Origin of the sequence: Nostoc sp. UIC 10607, from assembly GCF_047228265.1 — a bacterium.
Taxonomy (GTDB): Bacteria; Cyanobacteriota; Cyanobacteriia; order Cyanobacteriales; family Nostocaceae; genus Nostoc; species Nostoc foliaceum_A.
The window spans coordinates 1-16,712 of sequence record NZ_JBIQNW010000094.1 but is presented as its reverse complement, the minus strand read 5'-3'; the positions used below and the strand labels follow the sequence as shown (position 1 = coordinate 16,712).

General features: G+C 40.1%; 10 protein-coding genes and 1 pseudogene. 6 read left to right on the top strand and 5 right to left on the bottom strand.

What is annotated here, in order from left to right; translation table 11 throughout:
- Window positions 1-275 precede the first annotated feature (275 nt).
- On the top strand, window positions 276-617 hold the full coding sequence (locus tag ACEYW6_RS33275) for a hypothetical protein (RefSeq protein WP_412983161.1): 342 nt from the start codon (window positions 276-278) through the stop codon (window positions 615-617).
- Window positions 618-778: 161 nt separating this feature from the next.
- Here ACEYW6_RS33275 and ACEYW6_RS33270 read toward each other — a convergent pair whose 3' ends face one another.
- Window positions 779-5,971, bottom strand: coding sequence for a hypothetical protein (locus ACEYW6_RS33270; protein ID WP_412983160.1), 5,193 nt, complete (start codon window positions 5,969-5,971; stop codon window positions 779-781).
- A gap of 47 nt (window positions 5,972-6,018) precedes the next feature.
- Here ACEYW6_RS33270 and ACEYW6_RS33265 point away from each other — a divergent pair, with 47 nt between their 5' ends.
- Window positions 6,019-6,549 (top strand): hypothetical protein, encoded by a 531-nt coding sequence (locus ACEYW6_RS33265; protein ID WP_412983159.1) that lies wholly within the window; start codon window positions 6,019-6,021, stop codon window positions 6,547-6,549.
- Window positions 6,550-6,628: 79 nt separating this feature from the next.
- On the opposite strand, the gene ACEYW6_RS33260 is transcribed toward ACEYW6_RS33265, so the two are convergent.
- From ACEYW6_RS33260 to ACEYW6_RS33245, 4 genes are all read right to left on the bottom strand, one after another.
- Window positions 6,629-6,994: a hypothetical protein gene (locus ACEYW6_RS33260; RefSeq protein ID WP_412983158.1), complete on the bottom strand. Its 366-nt coding sequence runs from the start codon at window positions 6,992-6,994 to the stop codon at window positions 6,629-6,631.
- Between the two features lie 543 nt (window positions 6,995-7,537).
- Entirely contained in the window at window positions 7,538-9,712 is a 2,175-nt protein-coding gene (locus ACEYW6_RS33255; RefSeq protein WP_412983157.1) for an ATP-binding cassette domain-containing protein, read from the bottom strand.
- 534 nt (window positions 9,713-10,246) lie between these two features.
- Window positions 10,247-11,467 carry a ParM/StbA family protein gene (locus ACEYW6_RS33250; protein ID WP_069070610.1) on the bottom strand — a complete coding sequence of 407 codons (1,221 nt, stop codon included), beginning with the start codon at window positions 11,465-11,467 and terminating at the stop codon, window positions 10,247-10,249.
- Window positions 11,468-11,483: 16 nt separating this feature from the next.
- The gene (locus ACEYW6_RS33245) at window positions 11,484-11,810 is read right to left on the bottom strand and encodes a hypothetical protein (RefSeq protein WP_412983156.1); all 327 of its coding nucleotides are present in this window, start codon (window positions 11,808-11,810) and stop codon (window positions 11,484-11,486) included.
- A gap of 643 nt (window positions 11,811-12,453) precedes the next feature.
- On the opposite strand from ACEYW6_RS33245, the gene mobV reads away from it, so the two are divergent.
- The 4 genes and pseudogenes from mobV to ACEYW6_RS33225 all read left to right on the top strand — a co-directional run.
- Window positions 12,454-14,247, top strand: a complete 1,794-nt coding sequence (mobV, locus tag ACEYW6_RS33240; protein ID WP_412983155.1) for a MobV family relaxase — start codon at window positions 12,454-12,456, stop codon at window positions 14,245-14,247.
- Between the two features lie 237 nt (window positions 14,248-14,484).
- Window positions 14,485-15,309 (top strand): hypothetical protein, encoded by an 825-nt coding sequence (locus tag ACEYW6_RS33235; RefSeq protein WP_412983154.1) that lies wholly within the window; start codon window positions 14,485-14,487, stop codon window positions 15,307-15,309.
- 136 nt (window positions 15,310-15,445) lie between these two features.
- The gene (locus tag ACEYW6_RS33230) at window positions 15,446-16,300 is read left to right on the top strand and encodes a hypothetical protein (RefSeq protein ID WP_412983153.1); all 855 of its coding nucleotides are present in this window, start codon (window positions 15,446-15,448) and stop codon (window positions 16,298-16,300) included.
- Window positions 16,301-16,310: 10 nt separating this feature from the next.
- Window positions 16,311-16,712: pseudogene (locus tag ACEYW6_RS33225) on the top strand (hypothetical protein); the annotation flags it as partial.

Sequence of the window (16,712 nt, the reverse complement as noted above, 5' to 3'; positions counted from 1 at the left end):
AGGGCGGCTCATGGTTATTTTAATTTATCGAGTTTGTTTTCTCTATTATATGCAGCTTCATATAAAATTGGTATAAGTGCTTGACTAGTAGCTAATACGAAGTATAACTCAGAACCACCAAGAAGTTGGTGGTTCAAATTTTTAGTATGTCTTCACTAATATCTGAGTAATGCCATAGTTTCGGCTAACCTACAAATCTTTTAAAGTCTGACTAACCTTGAGGATATCAGGACAAATATTCATCTAAAATTTGGCAATTTAATCTAGGAGAATTCATGTTAGACTTTAACACCTTGACGGTATTCTCAAGCACTTACTGCATTGGTATTTGTGCTTTTCTAATCCCAGCCAACCTAATTGCTACCTCGTTAACAATAGGTTTGACATTATTGTGTCGTCCAGCTATTGAGATTTGGCGAAGTGCTGCAATTGCCAGTACCTTTGCTTTATTAATCATACTGCACGGATTTGCTTGGTTCATGATTGGAGTTGTCATGGCTCCCACATACATTTTATTGGGACTAGGAAGCATCTGTCTGGGAGCAAATTTAGGAGCAATTCTCCTATACAAACGCTTTGCAAATGCTTATGTAGCGATGAAAGTTGAATTTTCCTAAGCTCCATATTCCAAGCTCCTGAATTTATTCATGGGGTTATTAATTATGGATTACGTAAAGCCTGCGGCATAGCTTTGCTTAGAGCGTAGCGGGGCGCAGCCCATTAGTAATTACGAATTGGAGCAAAGCGACTTGGCTCCTGGCTGCTGAATTCTTCAAATCTATCTTTGTAAGTCTACTTGTTGCGTTTGAGATTTAGTTAATATTTTATCAATTTGAGTATTAGCATCCTCAAAAGTTTGCAATATCTGTGGAGTTAGTTTATTAGTCTGTACCCTCCCAGATTGCAAGTTTAAAATTACCTCTCCATCTTTCTGCGAAATAGTTAAATCCCTCTGCTGGGTATTGAAAGCCAAGTCATAAATTTTTCCTTGAACTTGAGTGGCATTTTCATTAGACTTACCCCAGACCATGCCAATCCTTTGAGCAATTTGAGTCAGCCGACCGATTCTTTCAAGCTCAAATGTATCTTGATTCATTACTGTCAACGCTTCGGCTGATAATTGCTCACCAGCTTTAAATTGATTGGCAACTTCCACAATGCGTTTTTTGTAATTCTCGGACTTCCCTAACTTATCTGCGGTATTGTACCAATTTCTCAAGTCATCAATAGTAACTGATTGAGGTTGGACTTCTTGGTTAGATACGCCTCTGTTTTGTGGTTCAGGAAACGGGACTATTTTCCCGTCCACATAATCCCCCAAGGGTTCAAGATGTAGTCCCCAGACCTGCCCTTTGCCCGTGAACAATTCTGGTAATGCCTTGGGTGAGTGCTTTTCCATATCAGCCCACTGCTGTTGATAAACGGGGTCAGCAATCATATCAGGTGTAATTTGATACTGTTTACCGACTCGAAAGACGACTTGTTTACCAATACCTGTCGCCAGAGCAATATCCCCTTCCTTAAACCCATACTGTTTGTATGATTGATAAGCTCTGGTGGTATGAGTTCGACCATATCCTCTCATCGCATCAATGCAAGTATTTACAGGTAGTGGGTTCGGCTCACCATGCATCATTAAAGGGTAGTTCATCGGAATCGGTTTGCCTTTGATGACAGGAGAGGCGACGGCGAGATTTTGAACCTCTTGGTTTGGGTGGAATTGAGCGCTTTGTTGAGGCGAGGACAATGCTGATTGAGATGGAGGTTTCAAAAACTGTGGTCGTGTGGCGAGGGAATTAACTCTTTGTTGATAGTCACTATCCGATTCAATAATTGACCCAAATTTCTTGGTCATGTTCTCCAAAGTTTTGGGGGGAATTGAACTGCTGACTAAGTGAAATACTGCTAGACCTTTTTTAGTTTCCCTGATAACATCTTCTGTTGGTACTTGCTGCCATTCAACTTTTTGAGCAGTTAACCATTTAGTTACAGTATCAACTTTCTGGTTGTCAACAGCCAAGCCCATGACTCCAAGTTTTTTGTTTGATTCTGTCGAAAATAAGAAAGTCGGACGCTCTTTAATCTGATGTAGAATTTTCGCACTACTTTCAATCATCTCTTGCTGTTGAGAATTAACTAATTGAGTCCCAAAAGCCTGAAATTCCTTCGTCCATTTCTGGGGATATTCAACGGTATTAGGGTCAATTTGAGCGCAAATAACAGAAAAATTACTTTGAATAATAGCGGGGGCTGGGGTAAGTTGTCCGGTTTTGAGTAGTCCAAGCTGTCTGAGCGCGTCTTTGTCTTTTTTGAAGTGCAATACTCCCAGGGGTTCACCATTTAAAAAAACAGCATCTCTAGTTTTAGAAGCTGAGGTTTCGATAGTCAGTTTTCGGTAATCTTGATCATTGAATGTCTGACCAGAAAAATCATAAAAGTTAATTTTATTTATTTTGAGGAGATTCCCATTAGGAGACTCACCTAGCACAAAAGCTTGATCTCCAGTTTCAGAGATAGACGTGAGCTTTAATTTTAGAGGATTACCATTTTTGAGATAATTAATTTCTTTTAACTGCTGGACAGAATCACTGTCTAACTCACCCAAAGTCAAAGCATCAATTTTGATTTTTACTATTTTGTCAGGGATCAGCACAGTGCCAAATTCTAAGTTTACCGATTCGGCGTTAAAAACAAGTCCTGCATAAGAGAAGTTCTTGAGTTCGCGGATAGTAATTTCAATCGGCTCGTTTCCTGGCAGTCCAATAGTTGCTTTGGCGGTAGCAGGTTCTATCCCAACCATACAAGAGAGCGCTTTCGTTCCAATGGGAAGCTGTGCAGTTCTGGTTTCGAGCATGGCGAATTCCTTATATTCGCCATCACTATCCTGGACAAACATTAGTCTGGAAACGTGGCGTTCATGCCCGACTGGGTGGTGACTAGCCCTGATTTCTATCGGGTGTTTTTCAGTGGGATTCCAGTCTCGACCCAAAAATTGATTCGCTTCATTATTCAGTGTGACTAACTTCGGTTCCGTAAATTGCAATTTATCTAAGCGAGAAATAATCTCATTGGGGAAAGCAGCGAAAGCAAAATTAGAGACTTTTTTCGCGATCGCTTGGGGGTTTGCGTTTTCTTTTCTTGCAACTTCGAGTTCATCCTGGCGGGATGCACAGATGTTCCAAGCGGCGGCAGCAGATGCAAGTTTTTCTGACTCTGGGATAGAGGCATAAAATGCTTCAGCCGCTTCATTTGCCAAGGCAAAGAGTAGTTTAGTTTGGCTTCTAGTAAGTTCTGGTTTTAGTTCTAGGAGTTTAGCTCCCTGCATGGTCATCCCCGATTTGAGGTTGTGGTCAGTCACAGATTGTTGGCTAACTGTCCCCAGGTTGCGGTAAGCGGGTTTTCCATCTGACCCAACCTCGCCATCTATCTGTGCAACTGCTAATAATTTATGGGGGCGTTCACTGTTTGTGAATTTAATCTCATCTAGGCGAATATTAAGTGTCTGGGCTTTCCAGATTAGGGGATGCCCGTAGCGGGTGAGGTTGGTAATTTCGAGTTGCGTTCCTGAATCCGTTTGAACAATTGCGCTAGGGCCAGACTCTGTTTCTCGCCGCCTTGAGACACGAACCGCAGCATTGAACTTCAGATCAAACTCGTACTTGGTGGCGATCGCTGCAAATTTTTGCTGTGGTGTAAATTCTACCCCTTTGAACAAGTCTTTAAACTGGACTATGGGACGCGATTCTAACTGTGATTCTTGGAAATATTTATTGGTTTGGCTAATCAATAATTCTACTAGTGAGTAGCCCTTTGGTGTTATACCTGTGCTTAAATAAACTGAACGCGACTTTTTATCTTTAATATAGTTAACATCACGATACAAGTAGCGGTTGTTTTCCCTGATTTTATCCATCTCAGGTTTTTTAGCACTTTTGAATAAATCAACCGCTATTTGGTTTTGATAACATCCTTCTTCAATCATGCTCCGGTACATTTGACGGTTAATGTCCATTGCTTGCTGGATAATTTCGGGAGTTCTTTGAGAATGAGCAAGTTCAACAACCCCTTGCATATAAGGCTTGTATTCTTCTCGGATTAACTTTGGATCTTTCTGGCGTTCTTGCTCAAACAGGGTTTCGTAATGGTTAGAAACTTGGTCTAGATAATTTGATTTCTGCTCAAAAGTACCATAAGTCTTTAGTACCTCAATTTCTGATTCTAATGCCTCCAGTGCCGTTACTTGATTGTTGATTATACCCACGCTGATGCTATCGCTCATGTGGATAGCTATTTCTTCAAATGGAGGCTGGCTTCCATTTTCCGAATAAAATGATTGCTTTTTAAGCTTAACTGTGGGGGAATAGGCGTTTTGGGGAAGATTTCTTCGCTCTGCCTCTGCTGTTAAATTAGGATATAAGCCGGCTCGTGCTACACCAATACAATCACCATCGTAGTCTCGTGCTTGGCGTTCTGATTCGGTTTCTGCTGGGTCGATAAAATCAACATCAACCAAGAGTGCTTCTAACTCTGTAATTCTTTGCTGTATGCGCTTGTGGTCTTCGTCATTGACTACAATTATGCCTTGCAAAGATTTACCATCTGGAGCAACACGGTCTAAAACGTGTTTATTATTAGAAACACACAAACCATTAGAGTTGAGGAAAGGAGAACGGAAGTTAAGAATTTTTTCTTGCTCATCAAGCCAAGGGACACAAATTTCACCATTTTTGAGTTCCTTGGAAGGAATAATCATTGCTCGGTCAAAAGTAAGCGTTTTCCCAATAGCAATATCTCGCCACTCACTTTGTACAAAACGGTTTAATTCCTGTTTGACCTTCTCAGTTTCTAAAAGCTGCTGATGCCCTAGTAAATCAGCTTTAATGAGTTTGTACATGAACAAGTCATCTTTAGTATTCTCGTCATCTAATTCCTCATCTGTATCTAAATCGTCATTTTTTCCTAAGTTTTTAACATCTATTTCTTGGTTTGTGACCTCTCCTATTTTTAATTTACTTTGGTTCAATGATTCTTTGCGTTTTTCGTATCTTTCACAATAGTAAGCAGCAACAATTCTTGGGTCATCTTGAATAGAGGCTAATCTTTGGGCTTGTACCTCTAGTTCCTCAACAAAATCTTTAATCCCTTGGGGGAAAGATGCCAGCAGTTGGGAGATAGACATCTGACCTTGCTGAGATTGCCCTTTTTCAGCTAACCAAATATTTTGCTGATATAATCCTGGTTGAATTTGAGGTTTAGTGGGGCCTTTGGGTCTATCCTTGTCTGTTCCCTTAAAACTGCTTACGGGGAGAATTATGTCTATTTTTGGTTTGTTATTTGGATCTGCATATTTTATTCTATCTAGTCTGTATGGTCGCAGTGTTCCTTTGCCAAAACGATATTTAGTAGTATCTTCTCCAACTCCATCCACCCAACCAAATCGATGCTGAATTACACGATAGCTTTTATCTATTTGGGATTCTCTTAAAGTTAGCAAGTCATAAAATTGTGTTGAAATCTGCCCATAACAATCACCAACTAATCTATATGCTAAATCATTTGATAATATTCCTCCATTCTCACCCTTGTTATCAGTAGAATCATCTACTACCAAAATATTTAGCTTTTCGTGAATCGCATTTTTACAAGCCCCAAGGAAGATGGAACCATAAGCACCCCGGTCTTTACTATCTGGACAAATTTTTTGTATCGTTTCTAAACACTCTTTATCTCCATAAAGTAAACGAGTTTTTGAAGATAATAGTAAAATCTGTCCATCTGGATGATTTTTTAAATCTTCGGCTGTACTATATTCATCTGAATGTCCAAATGAAAATTCTTTGTCAGGAAAGTAAAATTCTAGTAAAGTATTACTGAGCTTTTCAGTTAAAATTGATTGAGAGTTGGTTTTGTTATCGTCTATATAGATCCACTTATTTAAACGAGGGTCAAAATGCTTCAATTCCAGAGTCATAAGATTTGAAACTTGATAAACATTAATTAACTTTTTGAGAGGTTTTTATGTCAAGGATTAAGCGTTGGATAAATATGAATAAAAAAGAATTCAACCCAGATGGAAGTTTGAAAGATGAAGCCCGACAACAAATGTTGTCTACAGGAATGAGTAACGAAGCAATTACTGACTATGCTCTTTCGTTGAAAGAAGAATACGACGAGTGGAAGCACCTGGACGAGACTGATCCAGAGCCGTGGCCAATCTACACAGCCTACGATTTCTTCACTGAACAAGAGAAAAAGGAGTTTAACCCAGATGGTTCTCTCAGACCTGAATATGTAGAATATGCTCAGAAAATTGGCATCAGTGAAAGTGCGCTAGAGCAGCTTGAGTGGCGTAAGAAAATGGAGGTTGATCATTATAATAAAATGTCTGCCTCACACGTAGAACAAGGCATCAACTTTGGTGAATGGTTGATGGAAGGGAGGATTGGAAACAGCACAACATACGTTCAACGTCGTCAGCAGATGGAGCAAGACCTGCGTAACTTTGAGGATGCTGACAGTTTGCCTTTCGACAAGGACACAGCATTTTAGGGGGAGCTATGCACAGTGAGTAATAATATAAGCTGAAAGCTTTATCAAACAACGCTTTCAGCTTTTTGGTAAAATCCTTTTAATGAGGTTGAACAGCAGGTGGGTTGACAACAGCCGCAGATGGTTTAACAGAGCGAAATGCCCCATTGAGAAAGGCAATCATTCCTAAAATGGCAAAAGCTGTAATGATTACTCTTTGCAGTGAATTGAATGCCGAGCGTTCTTTGATTACTTCAGCCCACATCACTTGCAGTTGGTCTTGTGTTGTTTGCTTTGAAGCTAAATAATAGAGAGCTTCAATACAAGAGGATATGTCTTCCCCTTGTTGAACTTTCTGATACAACAGATTTTCTAGTCGCTCTTTCTGTTGAGGGATAGTGAATGAGTCTGTTGACTTTTGAGGGTATATACCGTTGTTGTGGCTTGGTAATTTTAGTTGTTGCATGATTTCTTTAAGAGATATTTGAGATGAAAGTAAGTAGGGAAAGGTGCAGAAGAATATTCCTCCACACCAGATTCTGCAAGTAAAAATGGAAATTATAATTACTCCCACCGCAGAGTTTATATTTTCTGCCCTCAAAAAATCAATCGACAAGAGTACGGAAAAAAACCGTACTCTTGTCTGTAGAAAAATAAGTCTATTTATGCTAAAGCTCTAATTCAGTATTTTACAAAGAAGGCAGGAGGCAGAGGGCAGGAGGCAGGAGGAAAGAAGTATGAATAAAAACTTTAGTTCTGGGTATAAAGCCCAGTTTAAAAGAAAAATTGTATCGATAGCGCAGCGTTAGCGAGTCATCGAGCGTCGACGCGTAGCGCGACTTGCATTGCGTCCAAGATCAATTCCACGTTTTTAAATGTGGGTTCCTCCTGCCTCCTATCTCCTGCTTCCTGAATTTGAGAATTAATCAAATACTTTCTTCTGGGTGTTAGAGATGGCGCACAGCCTACTTGGAGTCAGCGAACTTTCAGCTATAAGTATTTTTACTTGCTAACCTTTGAGAAATTGGGCTAGTAGAATTAACATCATTAATAAAACAATTAATCTCGACATAGAAAATAGATTTTCTGTCAAATCAATTTTAAAAGTTTTTCCATAGCTATCAAAAATCCCCTGAATCAGCAAACGTACCTTTAATAAATCAGCATTTAAAAACGATGATTTTTTTACTTTACCAATCCCCGGAAATTTGCACTTTTTAAACACATTCCCTCCATAACATTTACAGTTAAAGGATTGTTTTTCTGATAGCGCTTTCCGTTGCTGCTCAGTTTTCTGCCAGCACAAGTCTTTGGCCACATCTGCGCCAAGTCCACTCAGGGATACTAGAGATTCAAAAGGGTATTTAGTTAACATCATCTGGTTGAATGTTTTGCCCACAGAGTTGAATTCGTTCGCTGGGAGAATACCACCTCCAAACACAACTTGAGGAACCAGCACAAGAATTGTTAGCAGAGGTGCAACACTTTGACTTGGTGCAATCGCAGAAACTAACAGTCCCAAAATCATACTCCCAAAAGAAGCGAGGAAGAGGCTGAGGTACATGAGAGTCAAAGTACTGTTATCAACATTTAATTTCACCGCCGAGTTCATGCAAACTAAAAGTATTGCTGATTGATAAAGTGCTAGCAAGAATGCTAATTGAAACTTGGATGCTATATAAGGAACTATCCCTAGTCCGGCACTACGCTCACGGCGATAAATGGCAGTTTCCTTCGCAATCTCCGACATCGTAGCTAGCGCTCCAGACATTACAGCCATGATGACTGTAACAAACAGCATTGTAATTGCCTGTCCTGCATTGCCAATCTTAGTGTTAAATAAGTCAGGCTTCCACAGTGCAAAATTCAATGAACCTAAAATCGGCGCTCCTAGAAGCATTAACGCTAAACTGATTTTGTTCTTGAGCAGAATAGCCAAGTTACGGCGGCATAACACCCCCCATTGTTGGAGAAAATCCGGCTTAACTAGTACGGGCTTAATTGAGTTTTGGGGAATGGTCTTTTGGCGTTCACCGACAAACTTTTTGTAGAAAGCGTAAGACTTAAATCCCTGCTCCCATTCTGATGGTGACAACTGGTCTTCAACTCTGGCATAAATTGAATCAAAATCTTTGACTTTGAAATAGCTAAAGGCTAACTTCGGAGGGCCAACATAAGCAAGTCTGCCCCCCTTAGCCAGGAAAACTACCATGTCAGCGATCGCCACATTTTTGGTAGCATGAGTAATCAATATTACTAGACTTCCAGCATCTGCTAAACTCCGCAGAAGGTGCATGATTTGTAATTCTGTGCCAGGGTCAAGTCCTGAAGTTGCCTCATCCAGAAAAAATATGCTGGGATTGCTGATTAGTTCTACCCCAATACTTACACGTTTGCGCTGCCCACCACTAAGTCGCCCAATAGAGACATTCTTGCGCCCAGTAAGTTGCAGTTGTTCAAGTACTTCTTGTATGCGTTGCTGCCTTTTTGATGGCGATGCTGAAGGCAGACGGAGATGAGCAGCATAGTTAAGTGCTTCCCCCACAGTCAGTTCTGAATGAACGATATCGTCCTGCGGCACATAGCCAATTTTATTTTTGAAAGCGTTGAAATTCTTGTAGAGGTCGCAGCCGTTAACAAATACTTTACCTCTAGTGCGGCGTTGTCCGTTGAGTGCGTCCATGAGAGTTGACTTCCCGCCACCACTAACCCCAGCAATAACGACAAACTCTTGCGGAAAGAAAGATACAGAAATATCGTTGAGCAGAGTTGTACCTAATATTGGGCTGCTAGATTTTTTTAAATTGATTGCATCTAATCTCATGCGTTCAATTGAGAGAGTTTGACGTTGCCTTGCCTGAAATATTGGAATTTTGGCTGGTGCAGGGGAGCTAATTTTTATTTCTACGATCACCGAACCAAGCTCTATAAGATTCCCGTCTGTTAAAGCTCGGAATCGATATGCTTCTAGCCGAATCCCTGCCACCCGTGTGCCATTGGTACTACCTTCATCTAGCAAATAATACTGACCTTCTTTAAACGCAATCTTAGCGTGTCCTTTATCTACGCTGTTATCAGGAATTACCAAGTCATTGTATTTATCGCTACCAATACTGAAAGGAGTTTTTTCAACAGTGCATTGCTGAATCGGAATCGTGTGAATAGTCAGATGTAGAGTCTGCATTTGTGCATTGTCAAGAAAATAGTTTCTATTTTTGTCGCACTCCAGCAGATAATACAACAGTTAGCAAGAAGATAAAAGTAACTGGCTAAAAATACAAAATTTTTTTAAAGTCAACAAGAAATTTTTGATGGCAATGGATTCATTCATTACCGTAATCATGCTTTAAAATGGAATCCTTGCCACCAAATATTTGCTGACTATGAATTATTAATCCAATGTGCTAAAAAATATGGAATTAGTACATTTAAAGTCAATCCTCAAGTTTTAGTTAATTATATTCAATCGTCTGAAGGGACTATTGGTACTTCAACTTATAGCCAGTGGGCAGAAGAACTCAAACAAATAATCAAATCAGCTTCTTTTTATTCACTTGAATTATATCAAGTTGAGCATCTACAGGAACTTACTAGAATGTATAACAATATAGCTAATAACCGCGCACCAGCATTTGTATAGTGTGCAAATTTGAAAGCGATCGCCTGGGAGCAAGCCGCAGAGAATCTACGTATAGGCAATCACTTTCAAATTAGGGCTTTAAACACCAGGGTGCATGGTCAAAAACCCGTTTTTCTCCCAAACTTCTTTGGGTGGGGTGGAATTTTTTACAGGTGGGGATTGATGATAGTCTGGAACCAAATCAGTTTTACGTTGGTAGCCAAAATTGTAGTCTAACATCTTGATATAGGTAATGTGTGCAGTCCAGACATCAGTAACTCGGCTACCTAGAGAGAGGGTATCGAGATACTTAGGCATCTCGACGTTGCCATTCCAAACAATAGGTATGCCCTCTTTTTCAAAATGTTGAGTTAATTCCTTATGCACAAACTCAGCAGTCCCGCCGCAAATGATAACTTCATCCAATACGGCAATATTTCTAATCCAGCGAATTAAAGCTCGACAGTAATCACCACGGACATCTAGTAAAACTGAGTTAAACAACTTTAAATCAGATTCAACTCCAGCAGATGTGGCTTTGCGTGATAACGACTGTAATGCATTCACGTTGCCCAAGCTTGCTGACACTAAAGCTTTTGGTATACGTAAATCATCTTTTGCTAGCCCAACAGCAGTACGCTCCACAAATTGCTGCACTAACCAATTCATCCCCAACTCTGTAGATTCAGCCTTTGCTTGATTACCTTTAGCCGAAACAAAAAAACTAGCATTCCGGTAGCCCAACATCAACAAACCAATACTTTTTTGCCCAAACAATGCCCCCAAAGTCCGACTACGGTAAGCCATAATCCCACTCCCCTCTGGAGCCACGTAAAAATTATGTAGCTTAAGTTTTAACTTGCCTGTAGGTGTGGCAATTCCTTTTCTTAGCGCTGCCGACAGCTTCTTGCCCAAATCCTTGCCGTCCGACATTTCTCCTGGTGGTAGCAATAATTGCACGGAAGCATCAACACCATTACTCAAGCCCAATTGAAGACAAATTTTCCATAATAATCCCGCTATTTTTGGTAAAGCATAGTGATATTTCAGATCCCTGAGCGCTGGTGTGCCAGCAAAAGTATTTTTAGCTAGAGCGCCCAAGACATAATACTCATCATCTATTCCTACCCAAGTACAGTCTCCTGACAACTGAGTAATTGAGTTTTTTCCCACATCTGCAATTTCTGGCTCCATTGCTATTACTATCGGCACACCCGAAGGATATATCTGAACAATTACCTTGCTCTGACTCCCACCTAAATCAATGGACACAGCTACCCTTGTGTAAACGGGTGCAATCTCTCTTTTCGACGTATTCATGAATTTTTCTCAACTATTACTCGACATTAAACAAGCTGTTAATCTGCTTTATTTCTTCTGGCAGAACTAGTTCTGCCAAATCATCAGCGTCCTCATCCAAGATTTGGTCATCCTCATCATTAATGGTGGACACCAGCCTTTGATCCGAGGCACTGTCGCCAACTTCAGCGTTGTTCGCAGTCACAGCAGTTTGGACATGAGATGACAAAAAAATTTCACGAATCAAAGCCGCTTGTGCTTCTAATTTTTTAATTGACCAAATTGCCCTCTGCCTGACTTCTTCTCCATCCACTCCATCAGCAGATATGGCAAAGGGCGACCAATATTCAAGCAGGGTCAACATTACTATTTCAGGTAGGTTCCCTAAATCGAAGGGTCGAAGGGTCTAGAGTGGAGATAATTAATTATCTGTCCATCAATAGTGCCTAACCTTCGCCTAATTGAAAAAAAGACTTGTTGGTTCTGTTCCATTTTTTTCCATGCAAAAGTTTCTGTACATTTACAGCCGCGTTGCTTCGGTTTTTTACTTGCAGAAAATCAAAATGCAGAATCACTTATTAAAGTCTAATCGATTTTTTCTGTTTTAAAAACTGAGTTATAATCTCCCCTAAATCTATGTAATTAGTGGATTTTGAAGAAGGAAATTGTATACCAAACTACATTTTCTCCAGACTATGCCTAGACTAAGTTTGAACTATTCCTAGACTATGCCTAGACTAAGCACTCTTAATCAGTTTTTTCAAGAAACTTGTTCTTTAGACTATGCTTGGACTATCCCTAGACTATGCCAAAACTTAGCGCTCTTAATTGCTATTTTTTGCCCTCAACAATTCTTCGCTTAGAGAATAACATAACCATACTCACTATGGTTTCATGCCCTGCGGGTGGCTGCGCCATCTCTCGCTGCGCTCGTGACATGAAATCGCCGTTCGCTTGGAAGGTTTTTGAGTACTACGCTCACACTACATTTGTAGCATAATTTTTTTATGTCGCCACTAACAATTCTCAGAATAGAGAAACTAAAAACATTTGGTAACGTTGCCGGAAGTGATGACCATGTTACCAGAAACAGAGAAACACCCAACGCAGATCCAACTAAAGAGAATGTCCCCTTGATTAGGGGAGAAGACTCACGCTCTTTAGAGGAGATAGTTAAGCAAAAAATCTCTATGCTCAAGCATCGCCCACGAAAGGACGCAGTGTTATGCACCGAGATGTTTCTCTCGGCATCACCTGAATATTTCCGCCCTGGTGATCCATCTCTTTCTGGGCAATGGTCTGATTCACTGATGCAGCAATGGGCGATCGCATCTCGTGACTGGCTATCTCAAAACTATGGATCAAAATGCGTCAGGGCAGAGCTTCACCTAGATGAAAGTACCCCACACATTCACGCCTTCATCGTGCCATTGAACGAGAAAACTGGGAGAGTCAGTCATGACGCGATGTTTGGGGGCAGAGGTGGACAGGGAAGAATTAAGTTATCCAAACTCCAAGATAGTTATGCTGCTGCACTCGCTCCTTTGGGCATTGAACGCGGGGTAAAGGGCAGCAAAGCAACCCACACCAAAGTCAAAGAATATTACCAAGCTGTTAATAGTGAACCACTCACCGCAGTCATTACAAATAACCAATTAGCACCCACACCATTTGAATCAGCTAGGAGTTACGTTGCCAGGATTCAGTCTGATGACCAGTTCCAAGCCATTAATCACCAACTGGCTGATCGCTCCTTTATGGCAGAGCGATTGTTCCGTGCAGAGCAACGGGCTAGAGATAGTGAAAAAGAGCGACAGCAATTAGAAAAACGGGTGCAATTGTTAGAATCTCAAACTCAAGAAATGCGCGACTTGCCCTTGGAGGAGGTCGCCTGGGAGTTGGGGCTACACAATAGCCAAGGAAAATGGAAGGGTCACGGACACATCATTAATATAGATGGGCCCAAATTCTACGACTTCGCCCCCGAACAGCAGAAAGGCTCAGGGGGTGCGATTGACTTGGTGATGCACGTTAACCAGTGCAATCTACGGCAAGCGGTTGTCTGGTTGCATGAGCGCTTTGGTGAAGCTGGGGCAGAACGAGCAGCGATAGCTTTTGCTAAAACAGTGGCAGCTGAGATTATCCAGTTAGAACCATGCGACAAATTCAGGCTACCAGTTGAGGATAAAACTAAGTGGTCTTCTGTCTGCAACTACCTGACCCAAAAACGGGGGATACCTGAAAACTTTGTGGAAGTTCTGCATAACCGGGGGCTGGTTTACGCTGATGACCAGCAAAACGCTGTGTTCGTTATGCGGAATCTTGGCGAAGAACCCCAGGCAATAGGAGCATTCCTGCGGGGGACACGGGGCGAGAACAACACTTTCAAAGGTTACGAGAAAGGGACTAAGCGGCGTGAGGGCTGGTTTTACTTTCACTTAGGTGGACAGCCAACAGATCCAGCAGAAAGGTTAGTGCTGTGTAAATCCCCCATTGATACCATCTCTTTTGCCATGCTGGAATATCTTGTCAAGGGCGACGTACCGCTCAAAAGAACGCTCTTCCTGGCAATAGATCGCCCTAATACTTTGCCTGTTGAGCAATTGCAGCATATTTTTAATGTACAGGTAGCATTGGACTCTTCGGAACTTGGAAATGCAGATGCACGGGCTATTAAACAATTGCTGCCACAGGCTAAAAGAAATAAATGTTTTGCGAGAGATTGGAACCAAGAACTGGTCAATCTCTCGCAGAAATTACAACAACAACAACGGCATCAAAATCAGGAAATGGAGCTTTAAATAATTCGTAATCCGTAATTATGTTTTGTGATTGTAAAGCGTCAGCATAAGCGTTGCGGCAGTGATAGCGCAGTGCCATTCACCCTACCCCTTAAATTAAAAAAAGTAAACCTGGAAATATATAACAAAGGAAAGTGAAAAATCAAGATACGAAAGTACTGATTATTTCCGTACCTTTATCGATTCCTTTGTCATTGGCAGATATGGGATAGTGATATCGTTCTGAGCCATAAAACGATGGTAGAAGTTTGGCAGTTTTGGGAATTTGAGCATTTCTCGAACAATATAGTACGAGTAATAGATGCTCCAAGCGGATTAGAGTTGTTTGCGGTTGATGTATTCCAAATAATTGCTCCAGCCCTGAACAATGGAAAAGTAATATTAATAGATGCGAAAACAAATCAGCGACAAGTGATGATTAATCAAAAAATAGTCGTCGTTAATACTTTGAATGCCTTGGGGATTCATTCATTGACAGGTATAGTAAAAGCTGATGTGGTCAGGCAATTTATGCAATGGGTAAGGAGCCAAATAGTACCAATTTTTAGAAAACAGACAAATTTGGATATAGAAACTAACATTAAGCATATAACTTCAGGAATTATTTTTCCAAAGAGAGATTCTTTAATAAACTACCTATATTCAAAGGGGCAGAAGATATGGGAAGTAGAAATAGAAATTATTGAATTATATTTAAAATTGATTTATAAGAAAGTTCCCCTAGCTGCTAATTGTCCGGGAACTAGTAACTATCAAGAATTATCCTTTAGGCAGCAGTATTTAGAATTGGTAAAACTAGTCTTATCGGAAGTTACAAATTACGAAGAACTGTATACTAGATTAGTAGCATTAGCTCCGAACTTATTAATAGCTCAAGAATTAGATTTCTCTATATATAAATTTTTAAAGTTAAATAGTAATTATGATTTGATGAAGATTATAGAGCAGGGTTTAATTCTTCAAACCTTCAAGCCAATTACGGATAATTTAGCAGATTTTAGCAAACAAAGATATTTAGAAATATTTTACTTTCAAATACTGGAATGTTTCTCAGGGGACTAAGGGGAGTATGGGGAATATAGATTCTTTTCCTCCCACGCCTTCTAACGGCAAGGTTTCATGTTATCAAGCGTGCCATTTATCTACCCCCTAAACCTATAGTTTTTGACCACTAATAATTATGAGGAGGAGAAAGAAAGTGACAGATAGTATCGAACTTATCAATAATGGTTCAGAAGACAAGGCGAACGAAGAATCAATTGAGCAAATAACCAAAAAGAGATTAGTGATAGTAACTGGAGATAAGGGTGGTGTAGGTAAGTCTACTTTTGCAAGGGGATTAGTGCAAACATATTTGGATAAAGGACAAAGATTTATCGGCTTTGATGCTGATAGCTCCAATTCTCAATTATTAAGATTCTATGGTCGGCATTGCCATATAGAACCACTTGATATTTTTAAAACAGGCAATATAGATCAGTTCTTTGATGAAATGAAAACAAAAGCGAATCCCAAGGTAGGAGGAGATGGTGAAATAATCCAGCCAGAATCTTTATTTTTACTAGAATTACCACCACAGTCCAGAAGAATATTGCGAAAATTTGTAGAAGAAATGACTTTCCTGGAAACAGCCGAAAAACATTATAATATCCGCGTGACTATGGTAGTAGTTATTAGCCGCGTTATCGATTCTATAAATCAACTAATAGATTTGCATAGCTTTTGTGGAAATCAAGTAGATTACATAGTAGTAAAGAACTTATTTTTTGGAGAGCCTGATGAATTTACGAGATACAAAAACTCTCCCGAAGTTGAGAAAATTAAGGGACAACTAAAGTCGCAAAAAAGCCCATTTTCTGACATTAAAATGCCAGAACTAATAGAACGCAGTTATGATTACCTGGATGAAAATAGCATGACTTTTAGGCAAGGGATGGAGCAAACAGATTTACCTTCGGTTAAAGGTAGAGTCACAAGTTGGTTAAGAACTTTCAAAGAAGAGATTGAATCAGTAAAAGAATCGTTAGGTTTAAATAATGTTGAACTCTCCTAAGCGAATGATTATGACTGTAGGAGACTCTCGTGTAGGGAAGTCTACAGTTACGAAACTATTAATTGATTGGTTTCAAGTTCAAGGAAGAAAAATTCAGGTCTACGACCATGACAATCGTGAGAGATTAAAAGCTTACGAAAGTTTACTGGCAATTGAAAGCTTAGACTTTTTTAATGGAGGTACGGATAAAATTTTAGATAATTTCACCAAAAATGAATTAGATATAATTATTGTTGATATGCCAGGGCAATATGTAGATAAGCTCTGTCAGTATATTGTGGGTTCGGATCTGTTCGATCTCTTAATTACATATCAATGGAAACTAACTTTTTTGCAACGTAAGGATTCAGGTGGCAGAGTATTGACAAAGGGAACACTTGAGGGGGAATATCACAAATATGAACCAAAACCT

Bases quoted from the DNA above. Each gene is read 5' to 3' on its own strand.
- ACEYW6_RS33255 (WP_412983157.1), bottom strand. From the start codon at position 9,712: ATGCAGACTCTACATCTGACTATTCACACGATTCCGATTCAGCAATGC.
- ACEYW6_RS33235 (WP_412983154.1), top strand. From the start codon at position 14,485: ATGGTAGAAGTTTGGCAGTTTTGGGAATTTGAGCATTTCTCGAACAAT.
- ACEYW6_RS33270 (WP_412983160.1), bottom strand. From the start codon at position 5,971: ATGACTCTGGAATTGAAGCATTTTGACCCTCGTTTAAATAAGTGGATC.
- ACEYW6_RS33265 (WP_412983159.1), top strand. From the start codon at position 6,019: ATGTCAAGGATTAAGCGTTGGATAAATATGAATAAAAAAGAATTCAAC.
- mobV (WP_412983155.1), top strand. From the start codon at position 12,454: ATGTCGCCACTAACAATTCTCAGAATAGAGAAACTAAAAACATTTGGT.
- ACEYW6_RS33275 (WP_412983161.1), top strand. From the start codon at position 276: ATGTTAGACTTTAACACCTTGACGGTATTCTCAAGCACTTACTGCATT.
- ACEYW6_RS33250 (WP_069070610.1), bottom strand. From the start codon at position 11,467: ATGAATACGTCGAAAAGAGAGATTGCACCCGTTTACACAAGGGTAGCT.
- ACEYW6_RS33260 (WP_412983158.1), bottom strand. From the start codon at position 6,994: ATGCAACAACTAAAATTACCAAGCCACAACAACGGTATATACCCTCAA.
- ACEYW6_RS33245 (WP_412983156.1), bottom strand. From the start codon at position 11,810: ATGTTGACCCTGCTTGAATATTGGTCGCCCTTTGCCATATCTGCTGAT.